This is a genomic window from Actinomadura formosensis (genome assembly GCF_050948385.1).
GTDB lineage: Bacteria > Actinomycetota > Actinomycetes > Streptosporangiales > Streptosporangiaceae > Spirillospora > Spirillospora formosensis.
Window position 1 is genome coordinate 2,388,313 of sequence record NZ_CP192011.1, and the last position, 17,309, is coordinate 2,405,621.

Annotated in this window: 16 protein-coding genes; 13 read left to right on the forward strand and 3 right to left on the reverse strand. The window is 72.5% G+C overall.

The window, feature by feature from the left end; translation table 11 throughout:
• Positions 1 to 9: 9 nt before the first annotated feature.
• Positions 10 to 1,401: a PLP-dependent aminotransferase family protein gene (locus tag ACQP1N_RS11355; protein WP_067792073.1), complete on the reverse strand. Its 1,392-nt coding sequence runs from the start codon at positions 1,399 to 1,401 to the stop codon at positions 10 to 12.
• Between ACQP1N_RS11355 and ACQP1N_RS11360 the strand changes: the two genes are divergently transcribed.
• From ACQP1N_RS11360 to ACQP1N_RS11420, 13 genes are all read left to right on the forward strand, one after another.
• Entirely contained in the window at positions 1,400 to 2,377 is a 978-nt protein-coding gene (locus ACQP1N_RS11360) for a DMT family transporter (protein ID WP_433231012.1), read from the forward strand. The genes ACQP1N_RS11355 and ACQP1N_RS11360 overlap by 2 nt on opposite strands.
• Positions 2,378 to 2,483: 106 nt before the next feature.
• The gene (locus tag ACQP1N_RS11365) at positions 2,484 to 3,500 is read left to right on the forward strand and encodes a hypothetical protein (protein WP_242608705.1); all 1,017 of its coding nucleotides are present in this window, start codon (positions 2,484 to 2,486) and stop codon (positions 3,498 to 3,500) included.
• A gap of 111 nt (positions 3,501 to 3,611) precedes the next feature.
• On the forward strand, positions 3,612 to 3,860 hold the full coding sequence (locus tag ACQP1N_RS11370) for a hypothetical protein (protein WP_131732494.1): 249 nt from the start codon (positions 3,612 to 3,614) through the stop codon (positions 3,858 to 3,860).
• 194 nt (positions 3,861 to 4,054) lie between these two features.
• Positions 4,055 to 4,954, forward strand: a complete 900-nt coding sequence (gene dapA / locus ACQP1N_RS11375) for a 4-hydroxy-tetrahydrodipicolinate synthase (protein WP_067792067.1) — start codon at positions 4,055 to 4,057, stop codon at positions 4,952 to 4,954.
• Complete coding sequence (locus ACQP1N_RS11380) at positions 4,951 to 6,636, forward strand: ribonuclease J (protein ID WP_067792064.1); 1,686 nt, start codon at positions 4,951 to 4,953, stop codon at positions 6,634 to 6,636. The genes dapA and ACQP1N_RS11380 overlap by 4 nt, the downstream gene beginning before the upstream one ends.
• A 104-nt stretch (positions 6,637 to 6,740) precedes the next feature.
• A complete protein-coding gene (locus ACQP1N_RS11385) occupies positions 6,741 to 9,395 on the forward strand; it encodes a DNA translocase FtsK (protein WP_433231017.1) in 2,655 nt (884 codons plus the stop codon).
• 158 nt (positions 9,396 to 9,553) lie between these two features.
• Positions 9,554 to 10,294 (forward strand): helix-turn-helix domain-containing protein, encoded by a 741-nt coding sequence (locus tag ACQP1N_RS11390; protein WP_067792058.1) that lies wholly within the window; start codon positions 9,554 to 9,556, stop codon positions 10,292 to 10,294.
• A gap of 57 nt (positions 10,295 to 10,351) precedes the next feature.
• Positions 10,352 to 11,812 (forward strand): 30S ribosomal protein S12 methylthiotransferase RimO, encoded by a 1,461-nt coding sequence (rimO, locus tag ACQP1N_RS11395; RefSeq protein WP_433231021.1) that lies wholly within the window; start codon positions 10,352 to 10,354, stop codon positions 11,810 to 11,812.
• Positions 11,809 to 12,399 (forward strand): CDP-alcohol phosphatidyltransferase family protein, encoded by a 591-nt coding sequence (locus ACQP1N_RS11400; protein WP_067792052.1) that lies wholly within the window; start codon positions 11,809 to 11,811, stop codon positions 12,397 to 12,399. Before rimO ends, ACQP1N_RS11400 begins: the two co-directional genes overlap by 4 nt.
• A 496-nt stretch (positions 12,400 to 12,895) precedes the next feature.
• Positions 12,896 to 14,215 carry a CinA family nicotinamide mononucleotide deamidase-related protein gene (locus ACQP1N_RS11405; RefSeq protein WP_433231025.1) on the forward strand — a complete coding sequence of 440 codons (1,320 nt, stop codon included), beginning with the start codon at positions 12,896 to 12,898 and terminating at the stop codon, positions 14,213 to 14,215.
• Positions 14,216 to 14,326: 111 nt separating this feature from the next.
• The gene (locus tag ACQP1N_RS11410; RefSeq protein WP_067792046.1) at positions 14,327 to 14,680 is read left to right on the forward strand and encodes a helix-turn-helix domain-containing protein; all 354 of its coding nucleotides are present in this window, start codon (positions 14,327 to 14,329) and stop codon (positions 14,678 to 14,680) included.
• 128 nt (positions 14,681 to 14,808) lie between these two features.
• Positions 14,809 to 15,276, forward strand: a complete 468-nt coding sequence (locus ACQP1N_RS11415) for a Dps family protein (protein ID WP_433231029.1) — start codon at positions 14,809 to 14,811, stop codon at positions 15,274 to 15,276.
• A gap of 153 nt (positions 15,277 to 15,429) precedes the next feature.
• Positions 15,430 to 15,948 (forward strand): hypothetical protein, encoded by a 519-nt coding sequence (locus ACQP1N_RS11420; protein WP_067792040.1) that lies wholly within the window; start codon positions 15,430 to 15,432, stop codon positions 15,946 to 15,948.
• Here ACQP1N_RS11420 and ACQP1N_RS11425 read toward each other — a convergent pair whose 3' ends face one another.
• Both ACQP1N_RS11425 and ACQP1N_RS11430 read right to left on the reverse strand, forming a co-directional pair.
• Entirely contained in the window at positions 15,949 to 16,773 is an 825-nt protein-coding gene (locus ACQP1N_RS11425) for a DNA-formamidopyrimidine glycosylase family protein (protein ID WP_433231031.1), read from the reverse strand.
• Positions 16,774 to 16,780: 7 nt separating this feature from the next.
• Positions 16,781 to 17,245, reverse strand: a complete 465-nt coding sequence (locus tag ACQP1N_RS11430) for an RrF2 family transcriptional regulator (RefSeq protein WP_067792034.1) — start codon at positions 17,243 to 17,245, stop codon at positions 16,781 to 16,783.
• Positions 17,246 to 17,309 lie beyond the last annotated feature (64 nt).

A 17,309-nucleotide genomic window follows, 5' to 3' on the forward strand; every position in this document is an offset into this window, starting at 1 on the left:
GCCGCGACTTCATGACCGGAGGACCGTGGCGAGCCGGCGGACGCCCTCGGCCAGCTCCGGCTCCGAGGCGGCCGTCCCGTAGCTGATCCGCAGGTACGGGGCGGGCGCCTCGGCGGGGAAGAAGGGCCGTCCCGCACTGACCAGGACACCGGCGCGCAGAGCGGCCTCGGCCAGCGCCGCGTCGTCGGTACCCTCGGGCAGCCGCGCCCACAGGTGGAGACCGCCGGCCGGCCGGTTCACGTGCAGCTCCGGCAGCTCGCGGGCGAGCGCGGCGCGCAGCGCGTCCCGGCGCGCCAGCAGCGCGGCCCGGACGGTCCGCAGATGCCGCGGCCATCCGGGCGAGCTGACCAGTTCGAGCAGCGTCTCCTGCAGGGGCCGGGCCGGGAAGAACTCCTCCACGAGCTGCGTCGCGCGGATCCGCTCGGCGACCGGGCCCCGCGCGATCACGGCCGCGACCCGCAGGCTGGGCGCGGTGGCCTTGGTGAGGGACGCGATGTGGACGACGCGGCCCTCGGCGTCGGCCGCGATCAGCGGCGGCGGGGGCGGGTCGACGCCGAGGTGGCGCGCGTAGTCGTCCTCCACCACGAACGCGCCCGCCGCGCGCGCCACGTCCAGCACCCGCGCCCGCCGCTCGGCGCTCAGCACCGTGCCGGTCGGGTTGTGGAAGGCCGGCTGGCTGTAGAACACCCGTGCCCCGCTCATCGCGAACGCCTCGGCGAGCAGGTCGGGACGGACCCCGTCCCCGTCCACCGGAACGGGCACCGGGTGCAGCCCGCTCGCCCGCGCGACCGCGAGGACGCCGAGGTAGGTCGGTGACTCGACCAGGACGGGCGCGCCGGGCGGCAGCAGCGCGCGCAGCACGGTCGTCAGCGACTGCTGCCCGCCGCTGGTGATCACCACGTCGGCGGGGGAGACCACGCCGCCGACCGTCCGGGCGAACCAGGCGCGCAGCGCGGGCAGCCCGCCGAGCGCGGGCATCTCCCAGGCGTCCGGGCGCCGGGCGGCCCGCGCCGCCGCCGTCGCCAGCGCCCGCGTGGGCTGCAGCGTGGGATGCAGGTAGCCGCCGCTGAGCGGCACCACGCCGTCGGGCGCCGGGGTGAGCAGCCAGGCCACCCCGGACGGGTCCACGGACCGGTCGCCGAGCGTCACCGCCTGCCAGCCGAAGTCGGCCGGTTCCGCACCGGCCGCGCGGCGGTCGGCGGCGAACGTCCCGCTGCCCGGCCGCGTCACCACCAGACCCTCGGCGGCGAGCAGCCCCAGCGCGCGCGACACCGTCACCGGGCTGACCCGGTGCCGTTCGACCAGCGCCCGGCTCGACGGCAGCCGCTCGCCGGGACTCATCCGGTGGACGCCGGCGCGCAGCGCGTCGGCCAGCGCCGTCACACTGCTATCGTTTTTCATGAAGACTCAGGATAGCGCTACTGCCTCCATACCGATAGCGGAGCACCCCTCCGGGAGGGGCCTCTGGCTCGCCGCGCTCGGCGTGCTGATCTACTCGTTCACCCTCCCCGCCACGGTCTTCGCGCTGGAGGGGGTCGACCCGTACGTGGTCGGCGTCGGCCGGTCCGCCGCCGCGGGCGTCCTCGCCGCCGTCGCACTGCTATCGGTGCGGGCCCGTCCGCCGCGCCGCGACCAGTGGGCCGGGCTCGCGGTCGCCGTGGCCGGGGTGGTCTTCGGGTTCCCGGTGCTGTCCACGCTCGCTCTCGATCACGGCGCCTCGTCCGCGCACTCGGCCGTCGTGGTCGGACTGCTGCCCGCCGCGACCGCCGTGTTCGGCGTGCTGCGCGCGGGGGAGCGGCCGTCCCGCGCGTTCTGGCTCGCGGGCACGGCCGGTGCGGCCTGTGTCACCGGCTTCGCGCTGATCCGCGGCGCCGGCCGTGTCACCGCCGCCGACCTGCTGCTGTTCGCCGCGCTCGTCGCCGCCGCGGCCGGCTACACCGAAGGCGGCCGGCTGACCCGCGACATGCCGGGCTGGCGCGTCATCTCCTGGGCGCTCATCCTGGCCGCGCCGATCACCGTCCCGGTCACCGGATGGCTGCTCGCCACGACCCACCCGCGGTGGACGGGACACGCCGTCCTCGGCTTCGGCTATGTCACCGTCTTCTCCGCCTACCTGGGGTTCTTCGCCTGGTACGAGGGCCTGGCGCGGGCCGGGATCGCGCGCGCCAGCCAGACCCAGCTCGCCCAGCCGATACTGACCCTGATCTGGTCCGGGCTCCTCCTCGCCGAGCCGATCGACGCCACGACCGCGCTGGCCGCCGTCGCCGTGCTGGTCTGCGTGGCCCTCACCCAGCGGGCCCGGATCGGCCGCGTGCCGACCACCGCACCCGGCGCGCGAACATGCTCTGGCAGGGATCGTTTCCCGACCGGGCCGTGAGCGGGCCCGAGGGCGCGGCCTGGCGCACGGCGTCCGAAGCATCCCGCCGATCCGAGATCATGGCGTGATGAGGCACAAGGGGCGGGTTGGGGGGATTCGGTGCGGGGTGCCGCGCTGGGCGGTGTGGACGGCGGCGTACCCGCTGGGGCTCATCGCCCTCGTCTTCGCGGGGGCGTGGGTGTGGTGGCAGCCCGAGCCGAAGGCGCGAGGCACCGAGGTCAACGCGCTGTGGGCCCGGCACCAGTGGGTGGGGGAGCCGCACGGCGACGCCGAGTACCGCGCGTTCGGGAACCTCCTGAAGGAGAACCGCATCACCGACGTGTTCTTCCACGCGGGTCCCTTCGAGGCGGACGGCACCGTCCCCGCCTCCAAGTACCGCAACGCGCGGCGGCTCATCGGCGCCATGCGCGAGCACGCGCCGGGCGTCCGCGCACAGGCGTACCTGGGGCAGATCCGGGTGGTGGACGGGGAGGGCGTCATCGACCTCGACGACCCGGCCGTCCGGGAACGGGTTCTCAAGACCGACGCGGCCTTCCTCGACCTCGGCTTCGACGGCATCCACTACGACTTCGAGCCCATCTATCCCGACGACGACGCGTTCCTGACGCTCATGGCCGACACCCGCGAGTTGACCAGGTCGCGCGGCAGGCTGCTTTCGGTCGCGCTGGAGCAGCCGACGCTCGCCGACGCCCTGCAGCCCGTCTACAGGATGCTCGTCCCGCGCACCGGCGCGGTCCACTACCCGCCGCGTCCGACCGAGGACTTCCTGCGCGCCGTCGCCGACCGCGCCGACCAGGTCGCGATCATGACCTACGACGTGGCGCTGCCGACCCGCTCCCTCACCGGGTGGCACTTCGCCCGGCACACCCGCGCGACGCTGGAGCTGATCGGCGACCGCACGACCGTCTTCATGGGCGTCCCCACCTACCGTCCCCTCATGGAGTGGGCGGAGGACCTGCCGGTCGCGCTGCGCGGCGTCCGCCGCGGTGTCGGCCAGCTGGAGCGCCCGCCGAAGCGCCCCTACGGCGTCGGCGTGTACGCGGACTGGACGACCCGGCCGGACGAGTGGGCCCGTTACCGCACCATCTGGCCGCCTCCGGCGACAGGAGGTCCTGGCGGTTGAGAAAACCGGCCGCCGACGTTTCCATTCCCTTGTCTTCGCAGGTAGAAAGGTTGGGGTAACCGCGCACCCGCGGGGTATTGCCCGGTGCGGAGGTAAAGATCCGACCTGCGGATGGCAAAGAAAGTGGGGGACGAGCCGATGGGCAGTCAGCAGACCGCGGCGCGCGATGCCGACCGGATCGGCGAGCTGTCAGCCGAGTTCACCGGCTGGCGGATCGGCCGGGGCGGATCCGGCCACTGGTGGGCCGTCCGCGGGAACGATCTCGTGCGCACCCCCGACGTCGAGGAGCTGCGTGTCCGGTTGCATGAGATGACCGCTGGGTCACGTTACCCAACCGAGGCCGGGAAGTGGCCGGACTGACCCCGTAACGCCGCATTTGCGTGCCACGATGTGGAGAGAGAAGCCGCCGCCACGCGTACCCCCGAGCGTGTGGCGGCGGCTTCTCCCTTTCACTTCGGCCGTTCCACTTGCACCTGCGGGTCCAAGTGGACGGCCGGAACGGTACCGTTCGTTGCATGGCACCCAGCACAACGACTGACGCTCCGTTTGGACGGATGCTGACCGCCATGGTCACCCCGTTCCTGCCGGACGGCGGCGTCGACTACGACGGCGCCGCGCGCCTCGCGACCCACCTGGTCGACGAGCGGCGCCACGACGGCCTCGTCGTCAACGGGACGACGGGCGAGTCGCCCACGACGAGCGACGACGAGAAGAGCAAGCTTCTGCGCGCGGTCATCGAGGCGGTCGGCGACCGCGCGGTGATCGTCGCCGGTGCCGGAACGAACCATACCGAGCACACCCTGCAACTCGCGCGGCAGGCCGAGGCCGCCGGCGCGCACGGGCTGCTCGTGGTCACGCCCTACTACAACAAGCCGCCGCAGGAGGGCCTCGTCCGGCACTTCACGGCGGTGGCGGACGCGACGGGGCTGCCCTGCATGCTCTACGACATCCCGGGGCGCGCCGGGGTGCCGATCGAGAACGACACCCTGATCCAGCTCGCCGAGCATCCGCGGATCATCGCCGTCAAGGACGCCAAGGGCGACCTGTTCGGCGCGTCCCGCGTGATGGCGCAGACCGATCTGGTCTGGTACTCCGGCGACGACAACCTCAACCTGCCCTGGCTGTCGGTCGGCGCGGCGGGGTTCGTCAGCGTGGTCGGGCATGTCGTCGGCGTCGAACTCCATGAGATGATCGACGCATACCGCGCCGGTGAGCACGGGCGGGCGCTGGAGATCCACCGTCGGCTGCTTCCCGTGGTCACCGCCATCATGACCCGTACGCAGGGCGCCATCGCCGTCAAGGCAGCGCTGAACCTGCTCGGCCTTCCCGGAGGCGGTCCGCTCCGTGCGCCGCTGCTGGAGGCTTCGCCGGAGTTCGCGGCGCGCCTGCGTGAAGACCTCACGATAGGGGGAGTCAAAGTGCCCGAGGTCGCCATCCCGGAGGTCGCCCGGTGAGTCATCCTCACCCGGAGCTCTCGGAACCGCCCGCGCCGCCCGAGGGCGGTCTGCGCATCGTCGCGCTGGGCGGGCTGGGGGAGATCGGCCGCAACATGACGGTGTTCGAGTACGGCGGACGCCTGCTCGTCGTCGACTGCGGCGTGCTGTTCCCCGAGACCGAGCAGCCCGGCGTCGACCTGATCCTGCCCGATTTCGAATACATCAGGGACCGCCTCGACGACATCGAGGCGGTCATCCTCACCCACGGTCACGAAGATCACATCGGTGCCGTCCCCTACCTGCTGCGCGAACGCCGCGACATCCCCCTCGTCGGCTCCAGGCTCACGCTCGCGCTGCTGGAGGCCAAGCTCACCGAGCACCGCATCAAGCCGGTCACCGACGTGGTCGCGGAGGGCGAGCGGCGCGACTTCGGGCCGTTCGACTGCGAGTTCCTCGCCGTCAACCACTCCATCCCGGACGCGCTCGCCGTCGCCATCCGCACGCCCGCCGGTCTCGTCCTGAACACCGGCGACTTCAAGATGGACCAGCTGCCGCTGGACGGCCGGCTCACCGACCTGCCCGGCTTCGCCCGGCTCGGCGCCGAGGGCATCGACCTGCTGATGGCCGACTCGACCAACGCCGAGGTGCCGGGATTCGTCACCAGCGAGCGCAACATCGGCCCGGTCGTGGACGAGGTGTTCCGCACCGCCAGGGAGCGGCTCATCGTCGCCTGCTTCGCCTCCCACATCCACCGCGTCCAGCAGGTCCTCGACGCCGCCGTCGCCAACGGCCGCAAGGTCTGCTTCATCGGGCGGTCGATGGTCCGCAACATGGGCGTCGCGCGCGAGCTCGGCTATCTCGACGTGCCCGAGGGCATCATGGTCGAGCAGAAGGAGCTGGACGGCATCCCCGGCGACCGGCTGGTGCTGGTGTGCACCGGGTCGCAGGGCGAGCCGATGTCGGCGCTGTCGCGGATGGCGAACCGCGACCACTCGATCCGCATCACCGAGGGCGACACCGTGATGCTGGCGTCCTCGCTGATCCCCGGCAACGAGAACGCGGTCAACCGCGTCATCAACGGCCTCACCCGGTGGGGCGCCCGCATCGTCCACAAGGGCAACGCGCTCGTGCACGTGTCCGGGCACGCGTCGGCGGGCGAACTGCTGTACGTGCTGAACGTGACGAAACCGGCCAACTTCATGCCCATCCACGGGGAGTGGCGGCACCTGCGCGCGCATGCCAAGCTCGCCGCGCTCACCGGCGTCCCCGACGACGGCATCGTCATCGCCGAGGACGGCGTCGTCGTGGACCTCGTGGACGGGCGCGCCCGCATCGCCGGCGCCATCCCCGCCGGCTACGTGTACGTGGACGGGCTGTCGGTCGGGGAGGTCACCGAGACCTCGCTGAAGGACCGGCGCATCCTCGGCGAGGAGGGCTTCGTCTCCATCGTCGTCGGCATCGACTCGACGTCCGGCAAGCTCGTCGCCGGGCCGGAGGTGCACGCCCGCGGCGCCGGCATCGTCAACGAGGACTTCGACGAGGTCATCGCGCGGATCGAGGACGTGCTACGGGACGCCGCCGGCAACGGCGTCAACGACCCGCACCAGATGAGCCAGCTCATCCGGCGCACCGTCGGCAAGTGGGTGAGCGACAGCTACCGGCGCCGCCCGATGATCGTCCCGGTGATCGTCGAGGTCTGAGCCGCCTTCGGCCGGCCGCGGGGCCCCGCGCCCCGCGGCCCGCCGTCCAACACGCCCGTCCGCCATCCCGGGAACCTCCAGGGTCCTTGGTTACTCTCATAACCATGGCCACACGTACGTCCGGGAGCGCAAAGGGGGCGGCGGGGCGTAGTCAAGGGGGTGCGAAGAAGACCTCCTCCTCGCGCACCGGGGGCGGTGCGGCCCGCAGGTCCGCGGGTTCCTCCCCCCGCAAGCGGCCGAGCGGCCCCGCCAGGGGCGGCCGCGGTTCGGGACGGGGGCGTCCCCCGCAAAAGCCCGATCCGGCCTCGCAGGCGGTCCTCGGGTTCTTCAAGCTCCTGTTCAAGCTGTACCTGCTCGCGGCCGTCGCGGTCGGGTCCGTCTTCCGCGCCTACGGGCACGGCGCCCGCAGCCTCGACCCCGAGCACCGGCGGGACGGGCTCGGGCTGGCCCTGCTCGGCTCCTCCATCGTGCTGGCCTCGGTGACCTGGTTCCGGCCCGACGGCGTCGTCACGGTCGCGCTGGAGAAGGTCGTGCGCGGCGGTCTCGGCATCATGGCGATGGCACTGCCGGTCCTGCTGGCGCTGCTCGCGTGGCGGACGCTGCGCCACCCCGAGCACCACGAGGACACCGGCCGCGTCGTCATCGGCGTCACCGCGCTCGGCGCCGGCGTGCTCGGCATCCTGCACATCGCCGCGGGCGTCCCGTCCCCGGCCAAGGACATGGACGGCGTCCGCGAGTCCGGCGGCGTGCTCGGCTGGCTCGTGTCGGCCCCGCTCGAAACGGCGCTGAGCGGCTGGGTCGCCGTCCCGCTGCTGCTGCTCCTGTCCGGGTTCGGGCTGCTGGTCGTCACCGCGACACCGATCGCGAAGGTTCCCGAGCGGATCGCCGACCTGTGGGCGATGGCGACGCTGCAGAGCCGCCCGGAACCCCCGTCCGCCGCCGAGGGCGAGGGCGAGGACGCGCCGAAGAAGCGGCGCCGCAAGAAGAAGACCGAGGACGGCGACGACGAGCTGGAGGTCGGCGAGCACTCCCGGCCCTACGACACGCCGCTGCTGGAGGACGAGCCGAAGAAGGCCGCCCGCCCGAAGCGCGACCTCGCCGACGAGCTGTTCGACCCCGACCCGTTCGGCGCGGACGTCCCGCCGCCCGCGCCGCCCGTCGACGACGAGCCGATGGACCGGCACGTCGCCGGCGAGTCCATGGCCGAGGCCGAGCCTCCCGAGTCTCCCGAGGTGCGCGACCCGACGCCGGCGCCGCGCCGGTCCGAGCAGCTGCCGCTGTCGTCGTCCGGCGAGATCTACGTGCTGCCCGACCCGTCCGAGCTGCGTCCCGGCAGCGTGTCCAAGCCGCGGACGAAGGCCAACGACACGGTGGTGAACGCGCTCACCGGCGTGCTGGAGCAGTTCGACATCGACGCCCAGGTCACCGGGTTCACCCGCGGCCCGACGATCACCCGCTACGAGATCGAGCTGGGCCCGGCGGTGAAGGTCGAGAAGGTCACCGCGCTGACCAAGAACATCGCCTACGCGGTGAAGAGCGCCGACGTGCGCATCATCTCCCCGATCCCCGGTAAGTCCGCGATCGGGGTGGAGATCCCGAACACCGACAAGGACATCGTCAGCCTCGGCGACGTGCTGCGCTCGCCCGCCGCGACCAACGAGCACCACCCGATGATCGTCGGGCTCGGCAAGGACGTCGAGGGACGCACGGTCGTGGCGAACCTGGCGAAGATGCCGCACATCCTCATCGCGGGCGCCACCGGCGCGGGCAAGTCGACGTGCATCAACGGGCTCATCACCTCGATCCTGATGCGCGCCACGCCCGACGAGGTGCGGATGATCCTGGTCGACCCCAAGCGGGTCGAGCTGACGATGTACCAGGGCATCCCCCACCTGATCACGCCGATCATCACCAGCCCGAAGAAGGCGGCCGAGGCCCTGGAATGGGTCGTCGGGGAGATGGACCGCCGCTACGACGACCTCGCCGCGTCCGGGTACCGGCACATCGACGACTTCAACAAGGCGGTGAAGGCGGGCAAGCTCAAGCCGCCGCCCGGCAGCGAGCGCGTCTACACGCCGTACCCGTACATGCTGGTCATCGTGGACGAGCTGGCCGACCTGATGATGGTCGCGCCCCGCGACGTGGAGGACTCGGTCGTCCGCATCACCCAGCTCGCCCGCGCCGCCGGCATCCACCTCGTCCTGGCGACGCAGCGGCCGTCGGTGGACGTCGTCACCGGGCTCATCAAGGCGAACGTCCCCTCCCGGCTGGCGTTCGCGACGTCGTCGCTGTCCGACAGCCGCGTCATCCTCGACCAGCCGGGTGCGGAGAAGCTGGTCGGGCAGGGCGACGCGCTGTTCCTGCCGATGGGCGCGAGCAAGCCGATGCGCATCCAGAACGCCTACGTGGCGGAGAAGGAGATCCACGGGATCGTCGACCACTGCAAGAAGCAGATGGAGGCGGACTACCGGGACGACGTCGCCGAGTCGAGCAAGCCGAAGAAGGAGATCGACGAGGAGATCGGCGACGACCTGGACCTGCTCGTCCAGGCGATCGAGCTGGTGGTGTCGACCCAGTTCGGATCGACGTCGATGCTGCAGCGCAAGCTCCGTGTCGGGTTCGCCAAGGCCGGGCGGCTGATGGACCTGATGGAGAGCCGCGACATCGTCGGGCCGAGCGAGGGATCCAAGGCCCGGGACGTTCTGGTCAAGCCGGATGATCTTCCCGGGGTGCTCGCGGAGCTGCGCGGTGGCGGCTGAGCGGCGGCGGACCCGGACCCGGACGGCGCATTGCGGAATGATGCGAAATCTTGCCCTGTTTCGAACGTGTTGTCAGTCGCCCAGCGGGCATTGCCGTTCCTAGACTGGTGCCGCAGTAACGCGGAATCGGCCGCGAGCGCCCTCGAAGGAGGCCCGAGGTGAGCATCGGTGAGACCTTGGCGGAGGAGCGTCAGCGGGCCGGTCTCTCGATGACACAGGTGAGTCTCCAGACGCGGATCCGCGAGACCGTGATCCGCGGCATCGAGGCCGACGATTTCTCCGCCTGCGGCGGCAACTTCTACGCGCGCGGCCACATCCGCAGCATTTCGCGGGTCATCGGCATCGACCCCGAGCCGCTGGTCGCCGAGTTCGACGCCGCTCACGGCGGCGCCCCGCAGCCGGTCTCGGCGATGTCGGCGTTCGAACCCGAGCAGCCCCTCGCGTTCCGCGAGCGCAAGGCGCCGAACTGGAGCGCCGCGATGGCGCTGGCGCTCGCTCTCGTCGTCATCTACGGGATCGTCCAGGTGGTGGGGCATGACCGCGGCGGCGAGCGGCGCACCGCCCAGCAGGTCGCCGGGACGCCCGCGCCGTCGCCGTCCACGCCGCCGAAGAGCAGCGCCCCGATCGCCGAGGCGCCGCGCACGAAGGTCGAGGTGCGGGTCGAGGCGAAGCGCACGACGTGGGTGAACGTCATCGGTGACAAGGGCAGGACGCTGTTCAGCGGCACGCTGCACAAGGGCGACGAGAAGGACTTCACCGCCAAGAAGAAGGTCAAGCTGGTGATCGGTGTCGGGGGCAGCGTCAACCTGACCGTCAACGGCAAGGACCTCGGCTCGCCCGGCAAGGGCAAGGGCGTCCAGCGGCTGAGCTTCGACCGCAACGACCCCGAATCCGCTTGAGCCGGGGGCAGGGGTCGCTGGTACGGCGGGGTGCCGGAGCCCATTACCTTTAGGGGCATGTCCACTCGCCGCAAGGTCTCGCTCATCACGCTCGGCTGCGCCCGCAACGAGGTCGATTCCGAGGAGCTCGCCGCGCGCATCGAGGACGCGGGCTGGGACCTGGCGGACGGCGCGGACGGCGCCGACGTGGTGGTCGTCAACACCTGCGGGTTCATCGAGGCCGCCAAGAAGGACTCCATCGACACGCTGCTGGCCGCGCACGACTCGGGCGCCAAGGTCGTGGCGGCCGGCTGCATGGCCGAGCGGTACGGCAGGGAGCTGGCGGAGGCGCTGCCGGAGGCCGACGCCGTGCTCGGCTTCGACGACTACACCGCGATCGGGGAGCGGCTGGACGACGTCATGGCGGGCCGCCGGCATGACGCGCACACCCCGCGCGACCGCCGCACGCTGCTGCCGATCAGCCCGGTCGAGCGTCCCCGGTTCGTGCGCTCGCCCGCCGAGGGGCCGTCCCCGCGCACGCCGCAGGCGTCGCCCGTGGCGGTCCCCGGGCACGGCGGGGCGGAGGACCTGCCGGACGGGGTGGCGCCGGCGTCCGGCCCGCGGGTGCTGCGGCGGCGGCTCGGCGGCGGGCCGGTGGCGCCGCTGAAGCTGGCGTCCGGCTGCGACCGGCGCTGCACGTTCTGCGCGATCCCCGCGTTCCGCGGCGCGTACGTGTCGCGCCGGCCGGCGGAGGTGGTGGAGGAGGCGCGCTGGCTCGCCGGGCACGGCGTCCGCGAGCTGGTGCTCGTCAGCGAGAACTCGACGTCCTACGGCAAGGACCTCGGTGACCTGCGCGCGCTGGAGAAGCTGCTGCCGGACCTCGCCGCCGTGGACGGGATCGAGCGCGTCCGGGTCAGCTACCTGCAGCCCGCCGAGACCCGCCCGGGGCTCATCGAGGCGATCTGCGGCACGCCCGGCGTCGCGCCGTACTTCGACATGTCGTTCCAGCACGCGAGCGGCCCGGTGCTGCGTTCGATGCGCCGGTTCGGCGACCGGGAGCGGTTCCTCGGGCTGCTCGGCCAGATCCGCGCGCTGGCGCCGGACGCGGGCGTGCGGTCCAACTTCATCGTCGGCTTCCCCGGCGAGAGCGAGGACGACTTCGAGGAGCTGGTGGAGTTCCTGTCGGCCGCGCGGCTGGACGCGATCGGGGTGTTCGGCTACTCCGACGAGGACGGTACGGAGGCCGCGGATCTGGACGGCAAGCTCGACCCGGCCGAGGTCGCCCGCCGCGTCGCGGAGCTGTCGGAGCTGGCGGACGAGCTGACCTCCCAGCGGGCCGAGGACCGCATCGGCTCGCGCGTCCGCGTGCTGCTGGAGGAGGAGGCGGAGGACGGCGGTTTCGAGGGCCGTGCGGAGCACCAGGCGCCCGAGGTGGACGGGACGGTCCTCGTCCGCGGCGAGGGCCTGGCGCCCGGCGAGATCGTCGAGGCCCGCGTCGTCGGCAGCGACGGCGTGGACCTCATCGCGGAGGTGCCATGATCGCGGACTCGACGGATCCGGTCGCGGGCTCGCCGGCCCCGCCGCCGGCCGGCGTGTGGAACATCGCCAACGCGCTGACCATGCTCCGGATCGCGCTGGTCCCGATCTTCGTGTGGCTGCTGTTCCTGGACGGCACCGGCTGGCGGCTCGCCGCGTTCGCGGTGTTCGCCGTCGCCTCGATCACCGACAAGATCGACGGTGACCTCGCCCGCGCGCGCGGCCTGGTCACCGACTTCGGCAAGATCGCCGACCCGATCGCCGACAAGGCGCTCACCGGGGCCGCGCTGGTCAGCCTGTCGGTGATGGGGGAGCTGTGGTGGTGGGTGACGATCGCCATCATGGTCCGTGAGGTCGGCATCACGGTGCTGCGCTTCGTCGTCATCCGGCGCGGTGTGATCCCGGCCAGCAAGGGCGGGAAGCTGAAGACGATGCTCCAGGTCATCGCCATCGGCTTCTACATCCTGCCCGGCCCGCTGGACTATCTGCGCTGGATCACGATGGGCGCCGCGCTCGTCGTCACCGTCGTCACCGGCGTGGACTACGTCGTCCGGGCGTGGCGGATGCGCCGCGCGCCCGGCGAGTCCTGACCCGCCCCGCGGGCCGCCGGGAAAGGCGGTGATACCTGACACCGGTTCGTCGGCTTGGAAGTCGGCCGTGACGCGCGCGGGAGACCGCGAGGCCACGCCCACCCCGGTCGTGGCCCCGCGGCCCCGTTGCGCTGGCGCCACGCTATTCGATTATCCCTGTCCGCGCCCGAACAGACGAATCGGGCCGATGAGTTTTGACTCACATTGTGACCTGCGCTTCCCGGTTCTGTCGGGTTCACGGCCGATGACGTGCGGCGACGATGCGCGTCCGTCCTCGTGGGCCGTCCGCGCACGGTGACGGGCAGGGTCCCGTCCGCGGGAACAAAAGCGCGCCGTGTCTTTTCCGCCGCGACGGAAAAGGGATATGCCGCTTGGACCGGTTCGAACACGCCCGCGGCGGCGCCGTCCTCATTCGGCCGTCTTTCCCGGTCAACCGCCGGGCGGGCGGGGCCGTCCCGGGCGGGCGCCGGTAGATTCGAGACGCTCGCGACGAACCGTGATCACCGAGGATGGGGACGCCATGCGGGTCGAACTGCTCACCGTCGGGGACGAGCTGCTCCTCGGCGACACGATCAACGGGAACGCGGCGTGGCTCGGCCGGCGGCTCGCCGACCACGGCGTCGAGGTCACCCGCAGCGTGGTCGTCGGCGACGAACTGGAGGTGATCGTCGCGGCCGTGACGACCGCGCTGGAGCGTGCCGACGCGGTCATCACCACCGGCGGTCTCGGCCCCACCTACGACGACCTGACCCGGGACGCGCTGGCCGAGGCGGCGGGCGCCGCCCTCGTCCGCGACCCGGACCTGGAGCGGCGGCTGCGCGAGCGGGTCGCCCGCGCCGGCCGGGAGTTGCAGCCGATGGCGCTGCGCATGGCGGACGTCCCCAAGGGCGCACGGGTGCTGGCCAACTCCGCGGGCTCGGCGCCGGGCCTGCGCGTCGAACTGCCCGGCGGGGTCGTCTACGCGCTGCCCGGCGTCCCGTTCGAGATGCGCACGATCATGGACGAGGTGGTGCTGCCGGAGCTCGCCCGGATCGCCGGGCTGCCCGCGGTCGCCCGCCGCACGCTGCGCACCGCCCGGATGTGGGAGTCGGTCGTCGCGACCCGGCTCGCCGAGGTCGAGGCGATGGACGGGGTGAAGCTCGCCTACCTGCCCGACCCGGCGGAGGTGAAGATCCGGATCACCGTGGCCGGTCCCGACGCCGCCGGGCGCCTGGCGGGCGTGGAGGCGCGCGTCCGGTCGCTGCTCGGCTCGGCCGTCTACGGGGCGGAGGAGGAGTCGCTGGACCGGGTCGTCCACCGGCTGCTGGCCGCCCGCGGCGAGACCGTCGCGGCGGCGGAGTCGCTGACCGGCGGGCTCATCGGCGCGGAACTGACCGCGATGCCCGGTTCGTCCGCCACCTACGCGGGCGGCATGGTGACGTACGCGACGGAGGCGAAGGAGCGGTTGCTGGGCGTCCCGGCGGATCTGCTCGCCGAGCACGGGGCGGTCCATCCGGTTGTGGCCGCGGCGATGGCCGCGGGCGTCCGCGACGCGGTCGGCGCGACCTACGGGCTCGCCGTGACGGGCGTGGCCGGCCCCGACACGCAGGACGGGCGCCCGGTGGGAACGGTCTACATTGCTGTGGCCGGACCGAAAGGTTCACGCACCGTGGTCAGCCCGCGACTCCCGGTGTCCGGTGCCGGGCCGGAGATTCGCGCGGTGATCCGCCGGATGACCGTGGTGCACGCCCTTGAGCTGCTAAGACGCGTCCTGATGGGGCTTGACGTCGAGGACGGGAGCGAGGAGGCTCGGGCAGATCGGGAAGACCTGGACTGATTACAGCGTTACGTTCCGAGCGAACACGAAATCAACGGTCTGCCATGGCCGCCGTCAAGGCGGGTACGGTGGAACCGGCAGATGGTCCGAACTGAGGGAGGGAGCGAGACGATGGTCCTGCTTCGCCAGCTGCTCGGTGACGTACTGCGGCAGCTGCGGCTGCGCCAGGGACGCACCCTCCGTGAGGTGTCCGCGGCGGCGCGGGTGTCACTCGGCTATCTCTCCGAGGTCGAACGGGGGCAGAAAGAGGCCTCTTCGGAGTTGCTGTCCTCGATCTGCAAGGCCCTGGGCGTCCCGCTGTCGCACGTGCTGAGGGAAGTAGCGGATCAGCTGGCCCTCGCCGAGCTGCAGCACGAGCCCGTCATGGCGGGCGCGCCGCAGCATGAGCGCATTTCCGCCGAGAGCATTCCGGAGACGCCGGAGGAGATCACCGGGGAGTTCCGCGCCGACATGGTCGCGGCCTGACCCGTTCTTGGTGCGTTCATGCCCGACCGGGGGCCGCGGGTGTGCGCGGTCTCACGCATGAACGCGGCATTCGAGGGGATTTCCGTGTCGTAGCGGATAACCGTAAACGACGCGGAAGGAGCCTGATAATGGGGACGGTCAAGAGCCCGCTTCCGGATGAGGCCGCGAAGGTCGCGGGACAGGCCCTGCAGGGCGCCCTCATCGATCTGATCGATCTCGCTCTCGTGGCCAAGCAGGCGCACTGGAACCTGACCGGGCGCAACTTCAAGGTCGTCCACGAGCATCTGGACGAGATCGTCGCCCTCGCCCGCAGCGGGCAGGACGATGTGGCCGAGCGCGCCGTGGCGATCGGCGTGAATCCCGACGGCCGTGCCCGCACGGTCGCCGACCGTACCGAGCTGCCGCAGCTCGATGCCGGCTACCTGGTCGACGACAAGGTCGTCGCCGCGATCACCGACACCCTGGCGCAGATCATCGGCCGGTTCCGGGAGCGCATCGCGGCCACCGACGAGCCGGACCAGGTGACCCAGGACCTGCTCATCGGCATCACGCACGAGCTCGAGAAGCAGCACTGGATGTTCCAGGCGCAGACCTGACCGGCGCGACCGGGCCCGGCGCCGTGCCGCCGCGATCCAGGCACGGAACGGGCGCCGAGTGCGATGGGCCCCGGCCCCGTCCCGCACCGGCGGGGCCGGGGCCTTTTCGCGTTCCGGGCCCGCCGGCGCCCCGAATGCGGTGATCATTGGGGGATGAACGTCATGGCGGCGGCGCCGCTGAGATACGCCGCGCTCGGTGCCGCGCTGCTCGCCCTGGCCGCCTGCGGCGCAGAGGGGCACGGCGCGGGGCGTCCGTGCACGGAGATCGGCGCACAGCCCGGCTTGAGCGTCGCCGTCTCGGCTCCCGACGCGGGGCGCGTCGAGTCGGTGGCGCTGCGGGTGTGCTGGGACGGGACGTGCCGGGAACCGCGGGTCGAGCTGCATCCGTCGTCGACGGCCGTCCCGATGGGCTGCGACGGCGCCGAACCGGACGCGGGCTGCGGCGCCGCCGCGTCGCCGGACGGCGGCAAGGCCGGGTTCGCCCCCGTCGAGGGGCTGCCGAAGGCACCGGTGCGGGTCACCCTCACCCTGCGCGGCGCCGGCGGCCGGACGCTGCTCGACGAGCGCGTCGACGTCACCCCCGAGGCCACGTTCCCGAACGGCCCGGACTGCGGCGAGGGCGCCCCACAGGCCGGGCTGACCGTTGCGGGCGGTGCGGTGACCGTCCGATGATCATGGGCGCGGGGGCCGGGCGGGCGCCGGCCCGGTACCGGGGGCGGGCTGGCAGCGCGGGCACCAGAAGGTGACGCGCTCACCGGCATGGGAGGGCTGGTCCGCGCGCTCGATCGGGGTCCCGCAGCGCCGGCAGGGACGCCCGGCCCGCCCGTACACCCAGTGCTCCCTGCCTCGTCCCAGGTCACCGGTGGTGATGTGGCCGTGCCGCGCCTTGTTGGCGTCCAGGAGCCGGTGTGACAGCTCCACGAGACCTTCCAGGCCGGGGACGTCTTCGACCCGCGTCCACGGGTTCACGCCCCGCAGGAACAGGATCTCGGCCTTGTAGATGTTGCCGATGCCGGCGAGCCGTGTCTGGTCGAGCAGCGCCTCGCCGGCGGCCCGCGCGGGCTGCTCGCGCAGCCGCCGGGCGGCCTCGGCGGCCATCTGCGGGCCCCACGACGGATCGAGCAGATCGGGGCCGAGGTGGCCGACCGCCGTGTCCTCCTCGGCGGTGCGCAGCAGTTCGACCAGGCCGAGGGAGTGGCCGACCGCCTGCCACTCGGCGTTCGCCAGGACGAGCCGGACCCGGTGGTCGCGTGGCACGGGTCCCGCCCGGCGGATCTGCCAGCGGCCCTCCATCAGCAGATGCGTGTGGACGGTCAGCCCGCCCTCCACGCGGACGAGGAGATGCTTGCCCCGCGACACCGCGTCCAGGACCGTCCGCCCGCGCAGGTCGGCGGTCGCGAACCGGGGGACGCGGAAGTCCGAGCGCGTCAGCACCCGCCCGGCGAGCGCCTCGCGCAACCGCCGGGCGGTGAACCAGACGACATCGCCTTCCGGCATGGCGGATTCAGATCAGGGACGGGCTCTCCCAGGCGGACGGGTCCTCGGTGAGCTTGCGGACGGGGGCGGGCAGTTCCCCGGCCGCGATGTGCGCGAGCGTGACCTGCTCCAGGATGGCGCGCTCGCTGGCGCGCAGCGCGATCCACACCTCCTGCAGGGATCGCGCCGGCCCCTCGTAGCCGACATGCTCGGGACGCTCGCCCCGCACGCCGAGCAGCGGCCCGTCGATGGCGCGGATGATGTCGGCGAGGGAGATCCGCTCGGCCGGCCGCGCCAGCCAGTAGCCGCCCTCGGGCCCCCGCTGGCTCCGGACCAGGCCGGACCGGCGCAGCTGGCCGAGGATGTTCTCCAGGAATTTGGGCGGGATCCGCTGCGCCTCGGCGAGCTGTACCGCGGTCACCGGGCGACTCCCGGCGACCGCCAGCTCGGCGGCGGCGCGCAACGCGTAGTCGACCCTGGCGGACAATCGCATGCGGGTATTATCCCTTGCCGATCGGACCAGTCGGACACCGTGTCGAAATCGGGCGCCGCGGGCG

Bases quoted from the DNA above. Each gene is read 5' to 3' on its own strand.
- ACQP1N_RS11360 (WP_433231012.1), top strand. From the start codon at position 1,400: ATGAAGACTCAGGATAGCGCTACTGCCTCCATACCGATAGCGGAGCAC.
- ACQP1N_RS11355 (WP_067792073.1), bottom strand. From the start codon at position 1,401: ATGAAAAACGATAGCAGTGTGACGGCGCTGGCCGACGCGCTGCGCGCC.
- ACQP1N_RS11370 (WP_131732494.1), top strand. From the start codon at position 3,612: ATGGCAAAGAAAGTGGGGGACGAGCCGATGGGCAGTCAGCAGACCGCG.
- dapA (WP_067792067.1), top strand. From the start codon at position 4,055: ATGCTGACCGCCATGGTCACCCCGTTCCTGCCGGACGGCGGCGTCGAC.
- ACQP1N_RS11385 (WP_433231017.1), top strand. From the start codon at position 6,741: ATGGCCACACGTACGTCCGGGAGCGCAAAGGGGGCGGCGGGGCGTAGT.
- rimO (WP_433231021.1), top strand. From the start codon at position 10,352: ATGTCCACTCGCCGCAAGGTCTCGCTCATCACGCTCGGCTGCGCCCGC.
- ACQP1N_RS11400 (WP_067792052.1), top strand. From the start codon at position 11,809: ATGATCGCGGACTCGACGGATCCGGTCGCGGGCTCGCCGGCCCCGCCG.
- ACQP1N_RS11410 (WP_067792046.1), top strand. From the start codon at position 14,327: ATGGTCCTGCTTCGCCAGCTGCTCGGTGACGTACTGCGGCAGCTGCGG.
- ACQP1N_RS11415 (WP_433231029.1), top strand. From the start codon at position 14,809: ATGGGGACGGTCAAGAGCCCGCTTCCGGATGAGGCCGCGAAGGTCGCG.
- ACQP1N_RS11420 (WP_067792040.1), top strand. From the start codon at position 15,430: ATGAACGTCATGGCGGCGGCGCCGCTGAGATACGCCGCGCTCGGTGCC.
- ACQP1N_RS11425 (WP_433231031.1), bottom strand. From the start codon at position 16,773: ATGCCGGAAGGCGATGTCGTCTGGTTCACCGCCCGGCGGTTGCGCGAG.
- ACQP1N_RS11430 (WP_067792034.1), bottom strand. From the start codon at position 17,245: ATGCGATTGTCCGCCAGGGTCGACTACGCGTTGCGCGCCGCCGCCGAG.